The organism is Methylosinus sp. is20ea, assembly GCF_059718135.1.
This window is the reverse complement of sequence record NZ_AP046089.1, coordinates 89,032-105,840: the sequence shown is the minus strand read 5'-3', so window position 1 is coordinate 105,840 and position 16,809 is coordinate 89,032. Positions and strand designations below refer to the sequence as shown.

The window sequence follows — 16,809 nt, the reverse complement described above, 5'->3', positions numbered from 1 at the left end:
CGAGATATCGACGGCGCTCACGGGATCGGGCTCACTGCGTCGCGGCCTTTATTGGCCGCGCTGCGCTGCTCGGTGGAAACGCCCTTGTTGGCGTCCTTCTTTTGCGTCGGATCGGCTCCGCGCGCGAGCGTGATCTTCGCGCCATCGCGCAATTTATCGACGCCTTCGACGACGACGCGCTGGCCGGGTTCGACGCCATCCTCGATCACCATGCGCTCTCCGTCGCCAGGGCCGAGCCGAACGGGCCGGACGACGACTTTGTCGTCGGAGTCGATCGCATAGACGAAGGGTCCCTTCGCTCCGCGCTGGATCGCCGTGGCGGGCGCGAGAACGACGCCTTTCAACGTCTCCACCGTCAATTCGGCGTTGACGAATTGATTGGGATAGAGTGTCTCGCCTTCATTGCGAAATTCCGCACGCAACTTCACCGTGCCCGTGGTCGGGTCGATCTGATTGTCTATCGCATAGAGAAGGCCGCGCGCCGGCTCGTCCGAATGTTCCCGATCATAGGCGAGGACCGCGAGTTTCTCGCCCGAGCGGAAGCGGCGAAGCACGCTTCGCAGCTTCACCTCGGGGAGGGTAAAGATCACGGTGATCGGCGCGACTTGCGTGACCACGGCTATGCCGTTTGCGTCATTGGTCTGCACGATGTTTCCGGGGTCGACAATTCGAAGGCCGATGCGGCCGTCGATCGGCGCGGCGACGCGCGTGTAGCTCAGATTCAATTCGGCCTGGCCGAGCAGGGCCCGATCCATTTCCACCGCTGCGCGATATTGGCCGATCAGCGAGCGCTGTGTATCGATCTGTTGCGCGGAGACGCCGTCTTTGACTTTGGTTCGCAGCGCCTCGTAGCGGGAAAGGTCGCGTTCTGCGTTCTGGAGCAATGCGTCGTCCTTTTGGAACTGCGCCTTCGCCTGCGCGACGGCGAGGTCGAAGGGCCGCGGATCGATCTCGGCGAGTATGTCTCCGGCTTTTACTGTCTGTCCTTCCGTATATTTCACTTGCAAGAGCGGTCCAGAAACTTGCGCTTTCACCACAGAAGTGGCGAGTGGGGTGACCGTGCCCAGGCCAGTGAAGATAACGGGAAAATCGCCGCGGACGATCTCCGCCGCCGCAACAGCGGTCGCTGTTCCGCGTCCGGCGCCGGGAGGTGGCGTCGGCCCTCCCGCGCGATACCACCAGGCGGCGATCGCGAGCGCGCCAATGAGCGCTGCCGTGATCCATCTGGCGAGATTGCGGCGCGGCAAAAATCGCCTGGCCGCTCCGAGGAAGGGAGGGGCGGCTTCGGTAATGTCGGAACTCATCGGATGAAACTCCGCGCGGATCGCTGGTCGCGACGCGCAACGGTCGCGTCGTCGGCCGATTGTCGAAAACGTCGTCATTTGCCGGCGCGCTGCGACAACAGATAATTAAATATATAATATAACTAGGAATAAGCAACGGCTGTTTCGATGGGCTGGACGCCTGCCGCGATCAGCGGGGGACGCAGTCCAGGTCGATGAGATGGCCGGCCTTGTCGCGTTTGGCCGCCAAATAGCGGAGATTATGGGTGTTCCTGCGGCCGAGAATGCGCTCGGCCTCGACGGCTTCGAGCCCCGCCTCCGCGAGCGCTCTGATCTTCTCGGGATTGTTGGTCAGCAATCGCACATGGCGCGCGCCGAGCGCCTTCAGCATCTCTGCGGCGAAGGCGAAGCGACGCTGATCGGGGCCGAATCCGAGCGTTTCGTCAGCATGGTAGGTGTCCAATCCTTGCGCCTGGAGATCGTAGGCGCGGATTTTGTTGGCGAGCCCGTTGCCGCGGCCCTCCTGATCCAGATAGAGCAGAACGCCGCCGCCGCTCTCGGCCATGTGACGCACGGCATAGCGCAGCTGATCCCCGCAATCGCATTTGAGGCTGCCGAAGAGATCGCCGGTGAGGCAGGCCGAGTGCAGCCGGACCGGGACAGGGGCCGCGAAGTCCGGAGCGCCGATGACGATCGCGACTTGATCGCGGAGCCCCTCGCCGCCGCGGAACACCACGAATTCGCTGTCCGGCGCGCCTTCGAGCGGAACGCGCGCGCGCGACACGATGCGCAAGGAGGCGTGCCGGGCGAGAGAAAAAGACTGCACATCGTCGAGAGCCACGCCGAGCAGATTGGGAAAAATCGCCTTCGCGCCATCGCCGCGCCCGACGATGGCCGCAGGCAGCACCTGCGCCAGCCGCATCAGCTCGAGCGCTCCCTCTTCGAGAGGGGCGATCAGCGCCACGGGCGCGTCGAGTCGCGCCGCTGGATCGAAAGCGAGCCCCTGCGCGCGCGCAATGTCGACAACGGGCAGCACGATGGCGCCGGCGTCGCGGCGATCCGCGCCGAGACACCGCAGCCGAGGCGCGGGCAGCGCCAGCCGCGCTTCGCCGCGCGCCAGAAGGTCGAAGCGGGCGGCGAGATCGCCGTCGAGCGCCTCGCAAGCGAGAGCGACGATTGGCTCTGCTCCGTCACGAAGAATGATCGGCCGCCCGCTCCGGATTTCGGCGATCGCGCGCTCCACGTCGACGGCGCCGGGCGCATCGCGAAAGCCCGGCCGCAAGGAAGAAATCGTCACAAAGCCTCCGACGCTCTCATCAGCACAAACTCGACAGATATAGTTCTTTTATTCGATCCGACAACAGAATTATTGCGCCGGGGCGGCGGCGGCTCGCGGGCGCCGAGGCCTGCACGGCCTGGCGGCCGCGAAGGACAAAGTCATCCAAAGTTCGTGATTTTAGAATGATCGCTTCTGTCGCAGCGTCGAACCGGGCAAGTTCGTCCTTATGTGCAGAATCTGACCTTTTTGCCATTTATCATAGCGATAAAGTATGAATATAATGGCGCCATCGCAGCGTGACGGGAGCGTCCGATGGCAGATTCGACGCATCGATTTCCACTCCGAATCCATATGAGAGCGGCTGTTTCGTCCGGTGTTCTCGTCGCCGCGGCGCTCTCGGCGACGGCGATTTGCGCGGTCGCCGAGCCCAGCGTCTATCCGACCGGGACGACGATCTATGATCCGGCGCGGGCGCAGAATTCCTTCGTCCTCTTTCCCGGCGGCGACGATGTCACGCGGCTCGTCGATCTCACCGGCAAGGTCGTGCGTGAATGGAAATATACGGGCCAGCCGGTCTCCTTCATCGATCCGGCGCTCGCAGGCGGCGCGCGCGGACATATTTTCGTCACGCTGGAAAGCGGCGAGGGCAAGGGCTCCGATCTGACGCCCGGCCGCGTTCAGACGCGCGTCCGCAAGATCGTCGGCGAAGTCGATTGGGACGGCAAGCCCCTGTGGACCTTCGGCCCCGCCGCGCCGGGCGGCGTCGCGCGCCAGCATCACGACATTTCGCGCCTACCCAATGGCAATACGTTGCTGCTCGCCAATATCTCCTACCCGCTGCCAGGCTTCGCCGCGCCGCAAGTGCTGGACGACGTCGCTTATGAAGTGAATCCCGACGGCGAGATCGTCTGGACTTGGGCGGCCTCGGACCATCTCGACGAGATCGGCTTCACCGCGGACGAATTGAGGCTCATCAAAGGCTCGAAGAATCCGGACTATCTCCACGTCAACGACCTGAAGCCTGTCGGCCCCAATCATTGGTATGACGAAGGCGATCAGCGATTTGCGCCCGACAATCTGATCTTCGATTCGCGCAACGGCAATTTCATCGCCATCATCGACCGCAAGACGCGCAAGATCGTCTGGACGCTCGGGCCGCATTTCCCACCCGTGTCCGAGGATGGGTCGACGACCGCGCGCAAGGTTCCGCGGCCGGTCGATCAGATCTCCGGCCAGCATGACGCACAGATCATTCCCAAGGGCCTGCCGGGCGCCGGCAATCTACTCGTCTTCGACAATCAGGGGGAGGCCGGCTATCCGCGCGCTTCCGTCACTTACACGGGCGGCTCGCGCGTGCTGGAGATCGATCCGGTGAAGAAGGAGATCGTCTGGCAATATACCGGCGCGAGCTCGGGCAATCCCGGCTGGACCTTCCGCAGCACGCATATCAGCAATGCGCGCCGCCTGCCCAATGGCAACACTTTCATCGACGAAGGGCAGATCGGGCGCTTCTTCCAGGTCACGCCGGAGGGCGACATCGTCTGGGAATATCTCAATCCCTATCCGCGCCGCGGCAAGGACGCCGAGACCGGAAGGCCGACGATCAATTACAGCGTTTATCGAGCCGAACTGGTCCCTTACGACTGGGCGCCGGAGGGAACGCCGCACTCCGAGACGGCGGTCGCGCCGCCGGAGAGCGCGGCCTTTCGGCTGACCTCCAAATGACGCCCCGCATCGTCTGGCAGAATCCCGTGACGCCCCTCATCAGCGCAACTCGCTTCGCTCGCATTATCGTCGAAGGCCGCGTGCAGAATGTCGGCTATCGGGTCTTCGTCGCTCGCGAGGCGGGACGGCTGCAACTTTCCGGCTGGGTACGCAACCGCGGCGACGGTTCCGTCGAGACGGTGGTCGCCGGGCCGGTCGCCATCGTCGAGGAATTTCTCGCGCTGGCGGCGAAAGGTCCGGCGACGGCGCGCATCGATTCTTATCGCGTCGACGAGGCCGATGCTCGCGCCCTCGCGGAAGGCGGCGGCGAGAGCGGTTTCGTCGCCGCGCCGGCGGTGTGAACGCCGCTTATGCCCGCGGACGAGAGACGCGGTCTTCCTCCCGAAAATCGGCGCGTCTTTCACGCGCCGTCGAATAACTGCTTTGATCCACGGAAGAGAGGTTGTCATGTCGATACGCAGTTTCAAGACGATCGCTGGCCTGGGCCTGACGGCCTCGGTCTTCGCGGGAGCGGCGCAGGCCGCCTCGCTGCAGGAGGCGGCGACGCTCGCTTCCGCCGCCAGCGTCAAGACGCTTGAAATCGCAGGCTCCGGCCACTGGTTTCAGTTCGGCCAGGCGCCCGTTCCGGGCGGCGATTGGCCGAAATTCGACGTCTCCGCCTATAGCGCGGCGATCGATTTCGACAAAGCCGCCGAGCGCGTGCTGATCACGCGTTCGCAGACGCCGGACGGCCGTCCGCGGCCGGCCCCCACCGAGCAGAAGCTCGAATGGTTCATCGCCGGCGACAAGGCCTGGAACGTCGCTCCGCCGCAGGGCGCGGCTCCCGGCGCCGCTCCGGTCGCGACGCCGGCGCCGGCCGCCGTCGACGAGCGCGTCGCCGAAATCTGGACGACGCCGCAGGGCTTCTTGAAAGCCGCGCTCGCCAATAACGCCAAGTCGGAGACGGTCGGCGCGGGAGTCGAAGTCTCCTTCGCCATCGGCGCTCGCCGCTTCGTCGGAACGATCGGCGCCGATAATCATGTCGCGCAGATCAAGACCTGGATCGACACGCCGGTGCTGGGCGATACTCTCATCGAGACGCATTTCTCGGGCTATAAGGATTTCGGCGGGCTGCATTTCCCGGCAGAGATTCATCGCAGCGAAGGCGGCCATGAAATTCTGCATGTCGCCGTCGCCTCGGCCAAGGCCAATGGCGCGGTCGATATCGCCGTTCCGGCCAATGTCGCGAGCGCGCCTGCGCCCGTCGTCACTGTCGCGTCCGAGAAGCTGGCCGACGGCGTCTATTATCTCACCGGCGGCACGCATCACAGCGTCGCCGTGGAAGAGAAGGATCATGTGGTGCTGATCGAGGGGCCGCTGAGCGAAGAGCGTTCGATCGCTCTGATCCAGAAGGTCGGCGAGATCATACCCGGCAAGCCGATCAAATATGTGGTCAACAGCCATGTGCATTTCGATCACTCGGGCGGTTTGCGCACTTTCGTCGACGCCGACGCGACCATTGTGACGCAGGACATCAGCAAGGCCTATTACGAAAAAGCCTGGGCGGCGCCGCATACGCTGCGTCCTGATCGCCTCGCAGCCTCTAAGAAGGCGGCGAAATTCGAGACCTATGATCATAAGCACGCGCTCGGCGACGCTCACGCGATCGAGATTCATCACATCGCCGGCAGCGGCCATTCGGATGATCTCGCGCTCGTCTATCTGCCGAAGGAAAAGCTCGTGATCGAGGCCGACGCCTATACGCCGGCCGCGGTCGGCGCGCCGCCGCCGGCGACGCCGAATCCCTTCTCGGTCAATCTCTACGACAATATTCAAAAGCTCGGACTCGACGTCGAGCGCATCGCGGGCCTGCATGGCCGCGTCGCCACTATCGACGAGTTGCGCGCGGCGATCGGATTGAAGAAGGCGGCTGCCAACTGAGCGAGGCCGGCCGTGGGCCCAGCCCACAATATGGACTGCAGCCGACGACGCCTCTGCGCCGTCGGCTTCAATCTCGCCAGGGCTATGGTGCAAATTTCATGAACGGCTATGAAGTTGGTTTCGGGCGTTGTTTGGATCAGGCGGCAACTGGGGATCGTTGGGACTCGCGAAGTCGAAGGCCGTGGTGAGGTCGCCCGAAATGGCGCGATGCTAGGGGCTGATGGCGTCCACCTTGATGCCGAAGCGCTTCTCGAGGAATCGACCGACCGACGTGTGGTCGAAAACCCGCGAATTGATCCAGCCGCCGGCTGTTCAGGACATTGCCGACGGTGTTGGAGAAATACTCATCGGCGAGCGGCAGCGTGGCCTTGCCCATCAGGTTGCCGGCGATGTCATACGACGGCGCCGCCGACGGCGGCAGGTGGTCGAAGAAGCCGTCGTTCTCGTCGAAGGTCAGGAGGAAGACGGTCTGGCTCCAAACCTCGGGGTTGGCGGTCAATGCTTGCAGCACCTGCTCGGTGAAATTGCAGGCGCGGGTCGGGCTTGCGATTGCTAGAGAGCTGATGGATCGACAGGGTGGTCGGATGTGGTGGAGGATACGCAGGGCGGCGGCCGACCGAACGCGGGACCGATTTGCGGAAAACGTAGTTTGAAGGTCGCACCCGCGCGATCGAGCAGTTACGCAACGCCAATCCAGGTCCCGGCGCGCCAAGTCCCGGCACATGCGCGTCCACCACCCCGCTCTTGTGGTTTCCACCGCCATGATGAGCATGGCGTCATAATCCACGGCACCCGCCGGCGATGCTGATGACATTGTCTTTCCGATGAGACGGTGTTCCCTGATGCTGTTGCGGCTAGCAGGATCCCCATCCCCTCCCGGCCACCGCTACGCCCTCATCGGGTCTGGGTAAACGTCGGGGCTGCCGCCGACATGTTAGCAACGTCGAAATTCTCGATGTCAAAGAAAAATATTGAGCGTCCTTGTGTTTTTGACAAGTTCGGCCTATGTTAATCCTGTCGATGAACGGCCGGATGATTTGGCCTTGTGCCGAGAAATACTCGCGCCGAGCTGACATTCTCCTCTCCTGAAAATGCGATTTCGACGGCTCACGGATTGGTGGGCAAGCAGAAACCTATGCTTACGAAAGGATTCTCCTCATGGCGACGGGAATCGTGAAATGGTTCAACGCCCAGAAGGGCTTCGGCTTCATCGCTCCGGATAATGGCGGCAGCGACGCCTTCGTCCACATCAGCGCGGTCGAACGCGCGGGGCTCAATGATTTGCGCGAAGGTCAGAAGGTGGGCTTCGAGCTCGTCGCTGATCGCAAGAGCGGCAAAATGTCGGCCGACAAGCTCGAGGTTCTGGTCTGATCGCGGCGCCGGCGTCCGTGGGTTCCATGGGCCGGCCAATGTCGATCGGCACAGTCGACCACGAATGTGCGGGCGACTTGAAACGAGCGATGCGGCAGAGCGTTCTGCCCGAGGTGGCGCCCGGCGCCGTTCCGGCCCCGCGCCCCATCGGGCGGCGGGGCCTTCTATTTCTCGCATCCATCGATCGACACGGCAGATCGGATCGGTCCAGGAGGACGTCATGGTCAAGGAACAGAGGCGCGGCAATCGGGAAACCAAGAAGCCGAAGAAGAAGCAGGAGCCTGCGACGGCGCCGATCGGGTTGATGACCAAAGGCTTGTCGGCTTCGATCGGAGCTCCGACGAAGAAGAAGTGAGGCGCCAGCGCATGATGGTCGGCGCCGAAGAAACGACGGTCCCGCTCGAACGCTTATTCGAGCCGGACTCTATCGACGGACCACAACTGGCGAGAATCTATAGGCAGTCGATCGACGAGGAGAAAAACCTCGGTCCTTCGTTTCTCGCGCGCCGACATTCAGCGACGGATGAGCGTTCGTAACGTCAGTCTCTCCCACACGAGAAATGGGGTAGACATGCTGGCGGCGGCGTTCCCGAGTCGGTCGCCTGCCGCCGACTTCCGAGGCGCGCCGGGAGAGCGTCCTCATACAAAACCTCCTCGAGTCCAGCTTCGCTCGCGTCGGCGGCCTTTCGAGAGCCGACATTGGCCGGAAAGGCCGCATGAACCCTTTTCTTCGCTTTGCTTTCAGGCGCCGCGGCGCCTCGTCTCTGTGGAGCGACAAGGCGCCGGTGAGGGAGGAGCTGTTCGGCGCCGAACGGCTGGAGCAGCATGCCGAAAGCCTCGCCGCCGCACAGCCGGTGACGACGAGACCGCCTGTCGTTCTCTCTCTGCACACACGTCTCGACGACAATGCCGCGGTCCTGCTCGCCGCCTATCGAGCGAGCGCCGCCAAGCTGGCGAACGGTCGGGGCGTGGTTCCCGCCGCAGAATGGCTGCTCGACAGCTATCATCTCGTCGAAGAGCAAATCCGCGAGATTCGTGACGATTTGCCCCCCGGCTATTATCGGCAGCTGCCGAAGCTGGCCGAGGGGCCCTTCGCCGGCTATCCGAGAGTATTCGGCCTCGCCTGGGCCTTCGTCGCCCACACCGACAGTCACTTCGATCCCGACATTCTGCGTCGATTCATCGTCGCCTATCAGCGCGTCCAGCCGCTCACGATCGGCGAATTATGGGCCGTCGCGATCACGCTGCGCATCGTTCTCGTCGAGAATCTGCGCCGGCTCGCCGACCAGATCACGGCCGGACGCCGCGCGCGCGAGGACGCGGATGCGCTCGCGAGCCGGCTGCTCGTCGCGGGATTCGCCCGATCCGCGCTCGAGACCGATATCGCCACGCGCTCGCCTTCGCCTTTGTCTGAGCTGTTCGCGGCGCAGCTCGCGCGGCGGCTGAGGGATCAGGACCCTAAGACGACGCCGACGCTCGCCTGGCTCGAGGAGCGGCTCGCGCGTCAAGGCGCTTCGATCGACGAAGTCGTGCAGCATGCCCAGCAGCGACAGGGCGCCTCCAATGTCAGCGTGCGCAACGTCATCACCAGCATGCGGCTGATTTCCGATATCGACTGGGTGGGGCTGTTCGAGAGCGTGAGCCTCGTCGACGAACGGCTGCGCGCAATGAGCAATTTCGCCGCGATGGATTTTTCGACGCGCAATCTCTATCGAAGCGCGATCGAGCAATTGGCGCGAGGATCGTCCTCCTCGGAGCTCGAGATCGCCGATCATGCGCTGGAGGCGGCGCGCGCGGCGGCGGCGGCGACGGATGATGCGGCGGAGGCGGCGCGCGTCGGCGATCCCGGCTACCATCTGATCGCCAAGGGTCGGCGCGCGCTCGAGCGGACGATCGCATTCAGGCCGTCTCCGCAACTGCAATTCAGCCGCTTCAACATCCGTCTCGGCATCGGCGGCTATGTCGGCGCCATTCTGCTCGTCGCCATGCTGCTGCTGGGCGCGGGGCTGTGGGCGCTGCCGATTCTCGGGCTCGACGCCGGCGCGCTGACGCTATTCGCCCTCATCGGATTTCTGCCGACGACGGGCGTCGCCATCGCGCTCGTCGATCGCGCCGTCACCTCGAGCTTCGGCGCGCGGACGCTGCCGGGACTGGAGCTCACGGCAGGCGTTCCGCAATCGCTGCGCACGCTCGTCGCCGTGCCGACGCTGCTGACCAGCAAAGCCGACCTGCTGGAGCAGGTCGAACGTCTCGAGATCCATCATCTCGCCGGCGCCGGAGGCGATCTTTATTTTGTCCTTTTGTCGGACGGGGTCGATGCGGATCAGGAGACGCTGGAGAGCGACGCCGGTCTGCTCGGCGCGGCCGCCGCGGCGATCGAAGAGCTCAATCGCCGTCATCCGCCTGGCCTCGGCGGGGACCGCTTTCTACTGCTGCACCGCCGCCGCCTCTTCAACGCCGGCGAGAACAAATGGATGGGATGGGAGCGCAAGCGCGGCAAGCTGCATGAGCTCAACCGTCTGCTGCGCGGCGCCACGGACACGACCTTCATGCCCGTCTGTGGGCGCACGCCGACCGCGCCCGCGGACGTGCGTTACGTCATCACGCTCGACGCCGACACGAAGCTGCCGCGCGATGCGGCGCTCCGGCTGATCGGCAAGATGGCGCATCCGCTCAATCGGCCGAAATTCAGCGATATCGAGCAGCGCATCGTCGACGGCTACGCCATTCTCCAACCGCGCGTCACGCCGTCCCTGCCGGTCGGCCATGAGGGCTCTCTCTATCAGAGGGTTTTTTCCGGCCCCGGCGGTTTGGACCCTTATGCGGCGGCCGTCTCCGACGTCTATCAGGACCTTTTCGACGAGGGCTCCTTCACGGGAAAGGGCATCTACGACGTCGACGCCATGGGCATGGCGCTCGCCGGACGCATCCCGGAAAACTCCATGCTCAGCCATGACCTCTTCGAGGGCGTGTTCGCACGCGCGGGCCTCGCCTCCGATGTCGAGGTCGTCGAGGAGTTTCCGTCTCGCTACGACGTCGTCGCCAAGCGCCAGCATCGCTGGACGCGCGGCGACTGGCAGCTTCTTCCCTTCATACTCGCGCTCGGAATGGGGCGTCGCGCCATCCCATGGGTCGGCCGCTGGAAAATGCTCGACAATCTGCGGCGCTCGCTGCTGGCGCCGTTCATCTTGATGAGCTTCGGCCTGTGTTGGACCCTCGCGCCTGCGAGCACGGACGCGATTTTGCTCGTTCTTGCCGCCATCGCGACTCCGGCGTTCCTTCCAACCCTGTTTTCCGTGCTGCCGCGTCGCGCCGGCATGCGCTTTCGCAATCACATCGGCGCGCTCGCCGCCGATGTGCGGCTCGCGGCCATGCAGAGCTTTCTTTCGGTCGCTTTCCTGCCCGATCAGGCTTTTCGAAACGGCGACGCCATCGCGCGAACGCTGGCGCGCGTCTTCGTCACGCGCCGGCGTCTTCTCGAATGGACGACAGCCGCGCAATCCAAGGGAAGTCCCAGGCTCGATATCGCCGGCTTCTACCGCTCGATGGCGGGCGGCGCAGCGCTCGCGCTGGTCATGACGATCGCTGCGGTCGCATGGGCGCCATCGTCCTGGCGACAGGTCTTGCCTTTTGCGTTGCTTTGGGGAATGGCGCCGGCGCTGGCCTTGTGGGTCAGCAGATCGCCGACGCTGGCGCGGCGGCTCGCGGTTTCAGAGCAGGATGCGCGCGACTTGCGGCTCACCGCGCGTCGCAACTGGCGCTATTTCGAGACATTCGTGACGCCGGCCGATAATATGCTGCCGCCCGACAATTTCCAGGAGACTCCGACGCCGGCGCTCGCGCATCGGACGTCGCCGACGAATATGGGCCTCTATCTGCTCTCCGCGACCGCGGCTCGCGACTTCGGCTGGGCGGGAACGCTGGAGACCGTCGAGCGATTGGAAGCCACGTTCGGCGCCATGCAGAAGCTACAACGGTTCAAGGGACATTTCTTCAATTGGTACGGGACGCAGGATCTTCGCGTGCTCGATCCCGCCTATGTCTCATCCGTCGACAGCGGCAATCTCGCCGGTCATCTGATCGCGCTCGCCAATGCTTGCGAAGAATGGATGGACCTCGCTGTTTCGTCGAACGTGCAGCTCGGTATGACAGACCATCTCCGGCTCGCCCGCGAAGCCATGGACGCCCTTCCCGCCGCGAGCAGCGAGCGCAGACGTCACCTCTCCTCCGTCCTCGAGGAGATCGAAACGCAATTGACTGGCGCTCGAGGAATAGAGGCGCTGCCCGCGACGCTGAAGCGGCTGACCGAGAAGGCCGCCAGAGCTGCTCATGAGCTCGCGCTCCCGGTCGGAGACGATCGCTCTCCAGATCTCGCGTTCTGGATCGAGGCGCTGAGGACGGCCATGATCGAAAATGGCCGCGACCGGCTTCAGATCGCCGATGCGCCGCTGATTCTGAAAGGCCGATTGAAGGCGCTCGCCGATACGGCGCGGGCGATGGCTCTGGAGATGGACTTTGCTTTTCTTCTCGATCCGGAGCGGAAGCTGCTGTCGATCGGATACAGCCTCGTCGACAACAGCCTCGACGCCAATTGCTACGATCTGCTCGCCTCGGAAGCACGGCTCGCCAGCCTGTTCGCCATCGCCAAGGGCGACGTCGAGACGCGGCACTGGTTTCGTCTCGGCCGGACGGCCGTTCCCCTCGGGAGCGGATCGGCGCTGATCTCCTGGTCCGGATCGATGTTCGAATATCTGATGCCGTCGCTGGTGATGCGCGCGCCGGCCGGCAGCCTGCTCGAGCAGACCAATGGCTTCGTGGTCGATCGGCAGCAATTCTACGGACGTTCGCTCGGCGTCCCATGGGGCGTTTCGGAATCCGCCTATAATGCGCGCGACCTCGAGCTCACCTATCAATATTCCAATTTCGGCGTTCCCGGTCTCGGCTTGAAGCGCGGGCTCTCGGACAATGTGGTGATCGCGCCTTATGCGACCGGCCTCGCCACGATGGTGGATCCGCATGGCGCGCAGCAGAACTACGCGCGTCTCGGCCAGATCGGCGCAAAAGGCCGCTACGGCTTTTACGAAGCGCTCGATTTCACCCGCTCGCGACTTCAGGACGATGAGGATGTGGCGATCGTGCGCAGCTACATGGCCCATCACCAGGGCATGACCATTGTCGCCATCGCCAACGCTCTGCATCATGGCCAGATGCGCGAAAGGTTTCATCGCGAGCCGATGATACAGGCCAGCGAGCTCCTGCTTCAGGAGCGCACGCCGAGGGACGTCGCGGTGGTGCGCCCGCGGGTCGAGGAGGCGAGAGCCTCGGCGCCCGTGGCCATTACCGAAGGCCCGACAGTGCGCCGTCTCTCCGCCTCCGCAGCCGGCGCTCCGGTGACGCATCTGCTGTCCAACGGACGCTATTCTTTGATGTTGACCGCATCAGGGTCGGGCTACAGCCGCTGGCGCGATATCGCCGTGACGCGCTGGCGGGAGGATGCGACCTGCGACGACTGGGGCTCCTTCGTGTTTCTGCGCGACACGCAGAGCGGAGCCGTCTGGTCCGCCGCGGCGCAGCCTGTCGGAAGCGGCGCGGAATATGACGAAATCATCTTCGGCGAGGATCGCGCCGAATTCATCCGCCGCGACGGCGCATTGACCACCACCATGGATGTTCTCGTCTCCGGCGAGGACGACGGCGAGGTTCGCCGCATATCATTGACCAATAGCGGACGCCGTCCGCGCGAGATCGAGCTCACCTCCTACGCCGAGATCGTGCTGACGACGCCAGCCGCCGACAATGCGCATCCGGCTTTTACCAAAATGTTCGTGCAAACGGAATATCTCGGCGAATTCGGCGCGCTCGTCGCGACACGCCGTCGGCGTTCGCACGACGAGCCGCAAGTCTGGGCCGCTCATTTCGCGGTCGTCGAACGCGAGATCGTCGCCGATCCGCAATATGAATCGGATCGGGCGCGCTTCATCGGCCGCGGCCGCTCCGTCGGCGCGGCGCTCGCCATGGAGAATGGGCGACGGCTTTCCAACACGGTCGGGACCGTGCTCGACCCGATCTTCTCGCTCCGGCATCGCGTGACGATCCCGCCGGGAAAGATCGCGCGGGTCGCCTTCTGGACCGTCGTCGCGTCATCGCGCGACGAGCTCCTCGATCTCATCGACACGCATCATGACCGCAACGCGTTCAACCGGGCGAAGACCCTGGCGTGGACGCAGGCCCAAGTGCAGCTTCGTCATCTCGACGCGACGACGGAGGAGGCCGCGGATTTCCAACGCCTCGCGGCGCCGATCCTCTATTCCGACCGACGCTTCAGGGCGCCGTCCGCAGCGATCATCGGCGGCGCGGGCCCTCAGTCGGGCCTGTGGCCCTACGCCATCTCCGGCGATCTGCCGATCGTCCTTCTGCAGATCGAAGACATAGAGGATATCGCGCAGGTTCGCCAGATTCTGCGCGCTCACGAATATTGGCGCATGAAGCGCCTCGGCGTCGATCTCGTCATCGTCAACGAGCACGCGTCTTCCTACATGCAGGACCTTCAAGTCGCGATCGAGACCGCCGTGCGCAGCAGCCAATCGCGACCGCGACTCGGCGACGAGGCCGGACAAGGCGCTGTCTATGCGCTTCGCGCCGACCTGATGAGCGCCGATGGTCGAGCCTTGCTGCAATCGGTCGCCCGTGTCGTTCTGCTCGCCCGCCGCGGGCTCATCGCCGACCAGCTCGCTCGTTTGCCCCGGTCGCCGAATCGAACGTCGCCGACGCGGCGTCAAAAGCCTCCGTCGCCCGCGCCGAGGCAATCGCCGGCGTCTCGCGACCTCGAATTCTTCAACGGGCTCGGCGGGTTCGACAAGGATGGCCGGGAATATGTGACCATCCTCGATGCGGACCATGCGACGCCGGCGCCGTGGATCAATGTGATCGCCAATCCGGGCTTCGGCTTTCAGGTGGCAGCCGAAGGCAGCGGCTACAGTTGGGCTGACAGCAGTCGCGAGAACCAGCTCACGCCCTGGTCCAACGATCCGGTCGCCGACCCGACAGGCGAGGCGATCTATGTTCGCGACGAGACGACCGGCGATCTATGGGGCGCGACGGCCCAACCGATCCACGACGGCGGAACATATGTCGCGCGCCATGGTCACGGCTATAGCCGTTTCGAACACCAAGCGAACGGCGTCGCGCTCGAATTGCTGCAATATGTCCCGCTCGCCGACCCGATCAAGATTTCACGCCTGACCATCGAGAACCTCTCCGGGACGCCGCGCCGTCTATCGGTCACGGCCTATGCGGAATTGGCGCTCGGCGTTTCTCGCGGCGCTTCGGGGCCGTTCGTCATGACAGAGATCGATGAGGCCACCGGCGCGATGCTCGCTCGCAATCCGTGGAGCGTCGCCTTCTCCGATCGCGTCGCCTTTGCCGATCTTTGCGGCCGACAGACGGCCTGGACGGCCGACCGCACCGAGTTTCTCGGCCGCAACGGCAATCTCGCGGCGCCTGCGGCGCTCATCGGAACGACCCCTTTGAGCGGAACGACCGGCGCGGGGCTCGACCCCTGCGCGGCCTTGCAGCGCGTCGTGGAGCTCGGCGTGGGCGAGACGATCGAGGTCGTCTGGTCGATGGGACAATGCAGGTCGCCCGAAGAGGCGCGGGAGCTCATCGCGCGCTATCGCGAAGCCGACCTCGACGCCGTTCTCGAGGAGGTGACGGACCATTGGGACACATTGCTCGGAACGATTCGGGTGAAGACGCCGGACCGCGCGATGGACATCATGCTGAACGGCTGGCTGCTGTATCAGACGCTCGCCTGCCGCATCTTTGCACGCTCGGCCTTCTATCAGGCGAGTGGCGCCTATGGCTTCCGCGATCAGCTTCAGGACGGCATGGCGCTGACCTTGGCCGCGCCAGACGAAACGCGGCGCCATCTTCTGCGCGCCGCCGCCAGACAATTCGTCGAAGGCGACGTGCAGCATTGGTGGCTGCCGCACTCTGGGCAAGGCGTGCGAACGCGAATATCGGACGATCGCGTCTGGCTCGCCTTCGCGACCGCGACCTATGTCGCCAGCTCGGGCGACGCCGCCATATTGAATGAGATCGTGCCGTTTCTCGAAGGTCCGCGCTTGCGGCGCGAGGAGCATGAGGCCTTTTTCCCCGCGCAGATCGCAGAACAATCGGCTTCACTGTTCGAGCATTGCGCCCGCGGCCTCGACCAATGCCTGGAGTTGACCGGCGGACATGGATTGCCGCTGATCGGCGGCGGCGATTGGAACGACGGCATGAACCGGGTCGGCGAAGGCGGCGCCGGCGAAAGCGTGTGGCTCGGCTGGCTGCTGGTGCGAACCATCGCGCTGTTCTCGCCGCTGGCCGACGAACGCGACTCAGACCGCGCGCGCCGCTGGCGCGCACATGCGGACAAGCTGCGCGAGGCGCTCGAGCGCGAAGCGTGGGATGGCGAATGGTATCGCCGCGCGACGTTCGACGATGGGACCTGGCTCGGCTCCAAAGAGAGCGAAGAATGCCGGATTGATTCGATCGCTCAATCCTGGGCGGTCTTGTCGGGCGCCGCCGATCCCGCGCGCGCGTCCGTGGCGATGGCGTCCCTGCACGAGCGCCTGATCCGCGAAGACGACGGCCTGGCTCTGCTGTTCTCGCCGCCCTTCGAAAAGACCGCGCTCGATCCGGGCTACATCAAGGGCTACCCTCCCGGCCTGCGCGAGAACGGCGGCCAATACAGCCACGCCGCCATGTGGGCGATCCTGGCCTATGCGCAGATCGGCGACGGCGAGACAGCCAGCGAGCTCTTCGCCATGCTCAACCCGATCAATCATGCGCGCACTTCCGAGGAGGCCGCGCTCTACAAGATCGAGCCCTATGTCGTCGCGGCAGACGTCTACTCCGTCGCGCCCCACGTCGGGCGTGGGGGCTGGAGCTGGTACACGGGCTCGGCGGCGTGGATGTATCGCGCCGGCGTCGAAGGCATTCTGGGCATCCGCCGCGAGGGGGCCGTTCTCGTCGTCGACCCGTGCTTGCCAACCGCATGGCCGGGATTCGACGCCACTGTCGAAGTGGGAGCGACCCGTTACGATATCCGCGTGGAAATCGCATCGAATCGCCGTCGCGGCGTCTCGCGAGCGCTCCTCGACGGCGTGCCGACGCCTTGTGTCGAAGGACGTGCTCGCGTCGATCTGGACGGGCGAGCGCATCGGCTGCGGATCATCATATAGAAGC

The 16,809-nt window shown here is 64.5% G+C and carries 9 protein-coding genes and 1 pseudogene; 7 read left to right on the top strand and 3 right to left on the bottom strand.

Annotated features, from left to right (window positions below; genetic code table 11):
* Positions 1–17 precede the first annotated feature (17 nt).
* On the bottom strand, positions 18–1,304 hold the full coding sequence (locus AC6IY7_RS19325; RefSeq protein WP_497782926.1) for an efflux RND transporter periplasmic adaptor subunit: 1,287 nt from the start codon (positions 1,302–1,304) through the stop codon (positions 18–20).
* A 169-nt stretch (positions 1,305–1,473) separates the two neighbouring features.
* On the bottom strand, positions 1,474–2,580 hold the full coding sequence (ribA, locus tag AC6IY7_RS19320) for a GTP cyclohydrolase II RibA (RefSeq protein WP_497782925.1): 1,107 nt from the start codon (positions 2,578–2,580) through the stop codon (positions 1,474–1,476).
* A 333-nt stretch (positions 2,581–2,913) separates the two neighbouring features.
* Between ribA and AC6IY7_RS19315 the strand changes: the two genes are divergently transcribed.
* From AC6IY7_RS19315 to AC6IY7_RS19305, 3 genes are all read left to right on the top strand, one after another.
* Complete coding sequence (locus AC6IY7_RS19315) at positions 2,914–4,287, top strand: aryl-sulfate sulfotransferase (protein ID WP_497782924.1); 1,374 nt, start codon at positions 2,914–2,916, stop codon at positions 4,285–4,287.
* Positions 4,284–4,628 (top strand): acylphosphatase, encoded by a 345-nt coding sequence (locus AC6IY7_RS19310; RefSeq protein WP_497782923.1) that lies wholly within the window; start codon positions 4,284–4,286, stop codon positions 4,626–4,628. Before AC6IY7_RS19315 ends, AC6IY7_RS19310 begins: the two co-directional genes overlap by 4 nt.
* Before the next feature lie 106 nt (positions 4,629–4,734).
* Positions 4,735–6,207 (top strand): MBL fold metallo-hydrolase, encoded by a 1,473-nt coding sequence (locus AC6IY7_RS19305; RefSeq protein WP_497782922.1) that lies wholly within the window; start codon positions 4,735–4,737, stop codon positions 6,205–6,207.
* A 126-nt stretch (positions 6,208–6,333) separates the two neighbouring features.
* On the opposite strand, the pseudogene AC6IY7_RS19300 reads toward AC6IY7_RS19305, so the two are convergent.
* A pseudogene (locus AC6IY7_RS19300) lies at positions 6,334–6,751 on the bottom strand (alkaline phosphatase family protein); the annotation flags it as partial.
* Between the two features lie 614 nt (positions 6,752–7,365).
* On the opposite strand from AC6IY7_RS19300, the gene AC6IY7_RS19295 reads away from it, so the two are divergent.
* The 4 genes from AC6IY7_RS19295 (at position 7,366) to AC6IY7_RS19280 (ending at position 16,805) form a co-directional block, all read left to right on the top strand.
* Positions 7,366–7,578 carry a cold-shock protein gene (locus AC6IY7_RS19295; protein WP_196408339.1) on the top strand — a complete coding sequence of 71 codons (213 nt, stop codon included), beginning with the start codon at positions 7,366–7,368 and terminating at the stop codon, positions 7,576–7,578.
* Positions 7,579–7,798: 220 nt separating this feature from the next.
* Positions 7,799–7,933, top strand: coding sequence for a hypothetical protein (locus tag AC6IY7_RS19290; RefSeq protein ID WP_497782921.1), 135 nt, complete (start codon positions 7,799–7,801; stop codon positions 7,931–7,933).
* 11 nt (positions 7,934–7,944) lie between these two features.
* Positions 7,945–8,115 carry a hypothetical protein gene (locus tag AC6IY7_RS19285; RefSeq protein WP_497782920.1) on the top strand — a complete coding sequence of 57 codons (171 nt, stop codon included), beginning with the start codon at positions 7,945–7,947 and terminating at the stop codon, positions 8,113–8,115.
* A 179-nt stretch (positions 8,116–8,294) separates the two neighbouring features.
* Positions 8,295–16,805, top strand: a complete 8,511-nt coding sequence (locus AC6IY7_RS19280) for a GH36-type glycosyl hydrolase domain-containing protein (RefSeq protein WP_497782919.1) — start codon at positions 8,295–8,297, stop codon at positions 16,803–16,805.
* Positions 16,806–16,809 lie beyond the last annotated feature (4 nt).

What these genes read in the sequence shown, in the direction of transcription:
- AC6IY7_RS19325 (WP_497782926.1), bottom strand. Translation starts at nt 1,304, where the DNA reads ATGAGTTCCGACATTACCGAAGCCGCCCCTCCCTTCCTCGGAGCGGCC.
- AC6IY7_RS19315 (WP_497782924.1), top strand. Translation starts at nt 2,914, where the DNA reads ATGAGAGCGGCTGTTTCGTCCGGTGTTCTCGTCGCCGCGGCGCTCTCG.
- AC6IY7_RS19310 (WP_497782923.1), top strand. Translation starts at nt 4,284, where the DNA reads ATGACGCCCCGCATCGTCTGGCAGAATCCCGTGACGCCCCTCATCAGC.
- AC6IY7_RS19305 (WP_497782922.1), top strand. Translation starts at nt 4,735, where the DNA reads ATGTCGATACGCAGTTTCAAGACGATCGCTGGCCTGGGCCTGACGGCC.
- AC6IY7_RS19295 (WP_196408339.1), top strand. Translation starts at nt 7,366, where the DNA reads ATGGCGACGGGAATCGTGAAATGGTTCAACGCCCAGAAGGGCTTCGGC.
- AC6IY7_RS19290 (WP_497782921.1), top strand. Translation starts at nt 7,799, where the DNA reads ATGGTCAAGGAACAGAGGCGCGGCAATCGGGAAACCAAGAAGCCGAAG.
- AC6IY7_RS19285 (WP_497782920.1), top strand. Translation starts at nt 7,945, where the DNA reads ATGATGGTCGGCGCCGAAGAAACGACGGTCCCGCTCGAACGCTTATTC.
- AC6IY7_RS19280 (WP_497782919.1), top strand. Translation starts at nt 8,295, where the DNA reads ATGAACCCTTTTCTTCGCTTTGCTTTCAGGCGCCGCGGCGCCTCGTCT.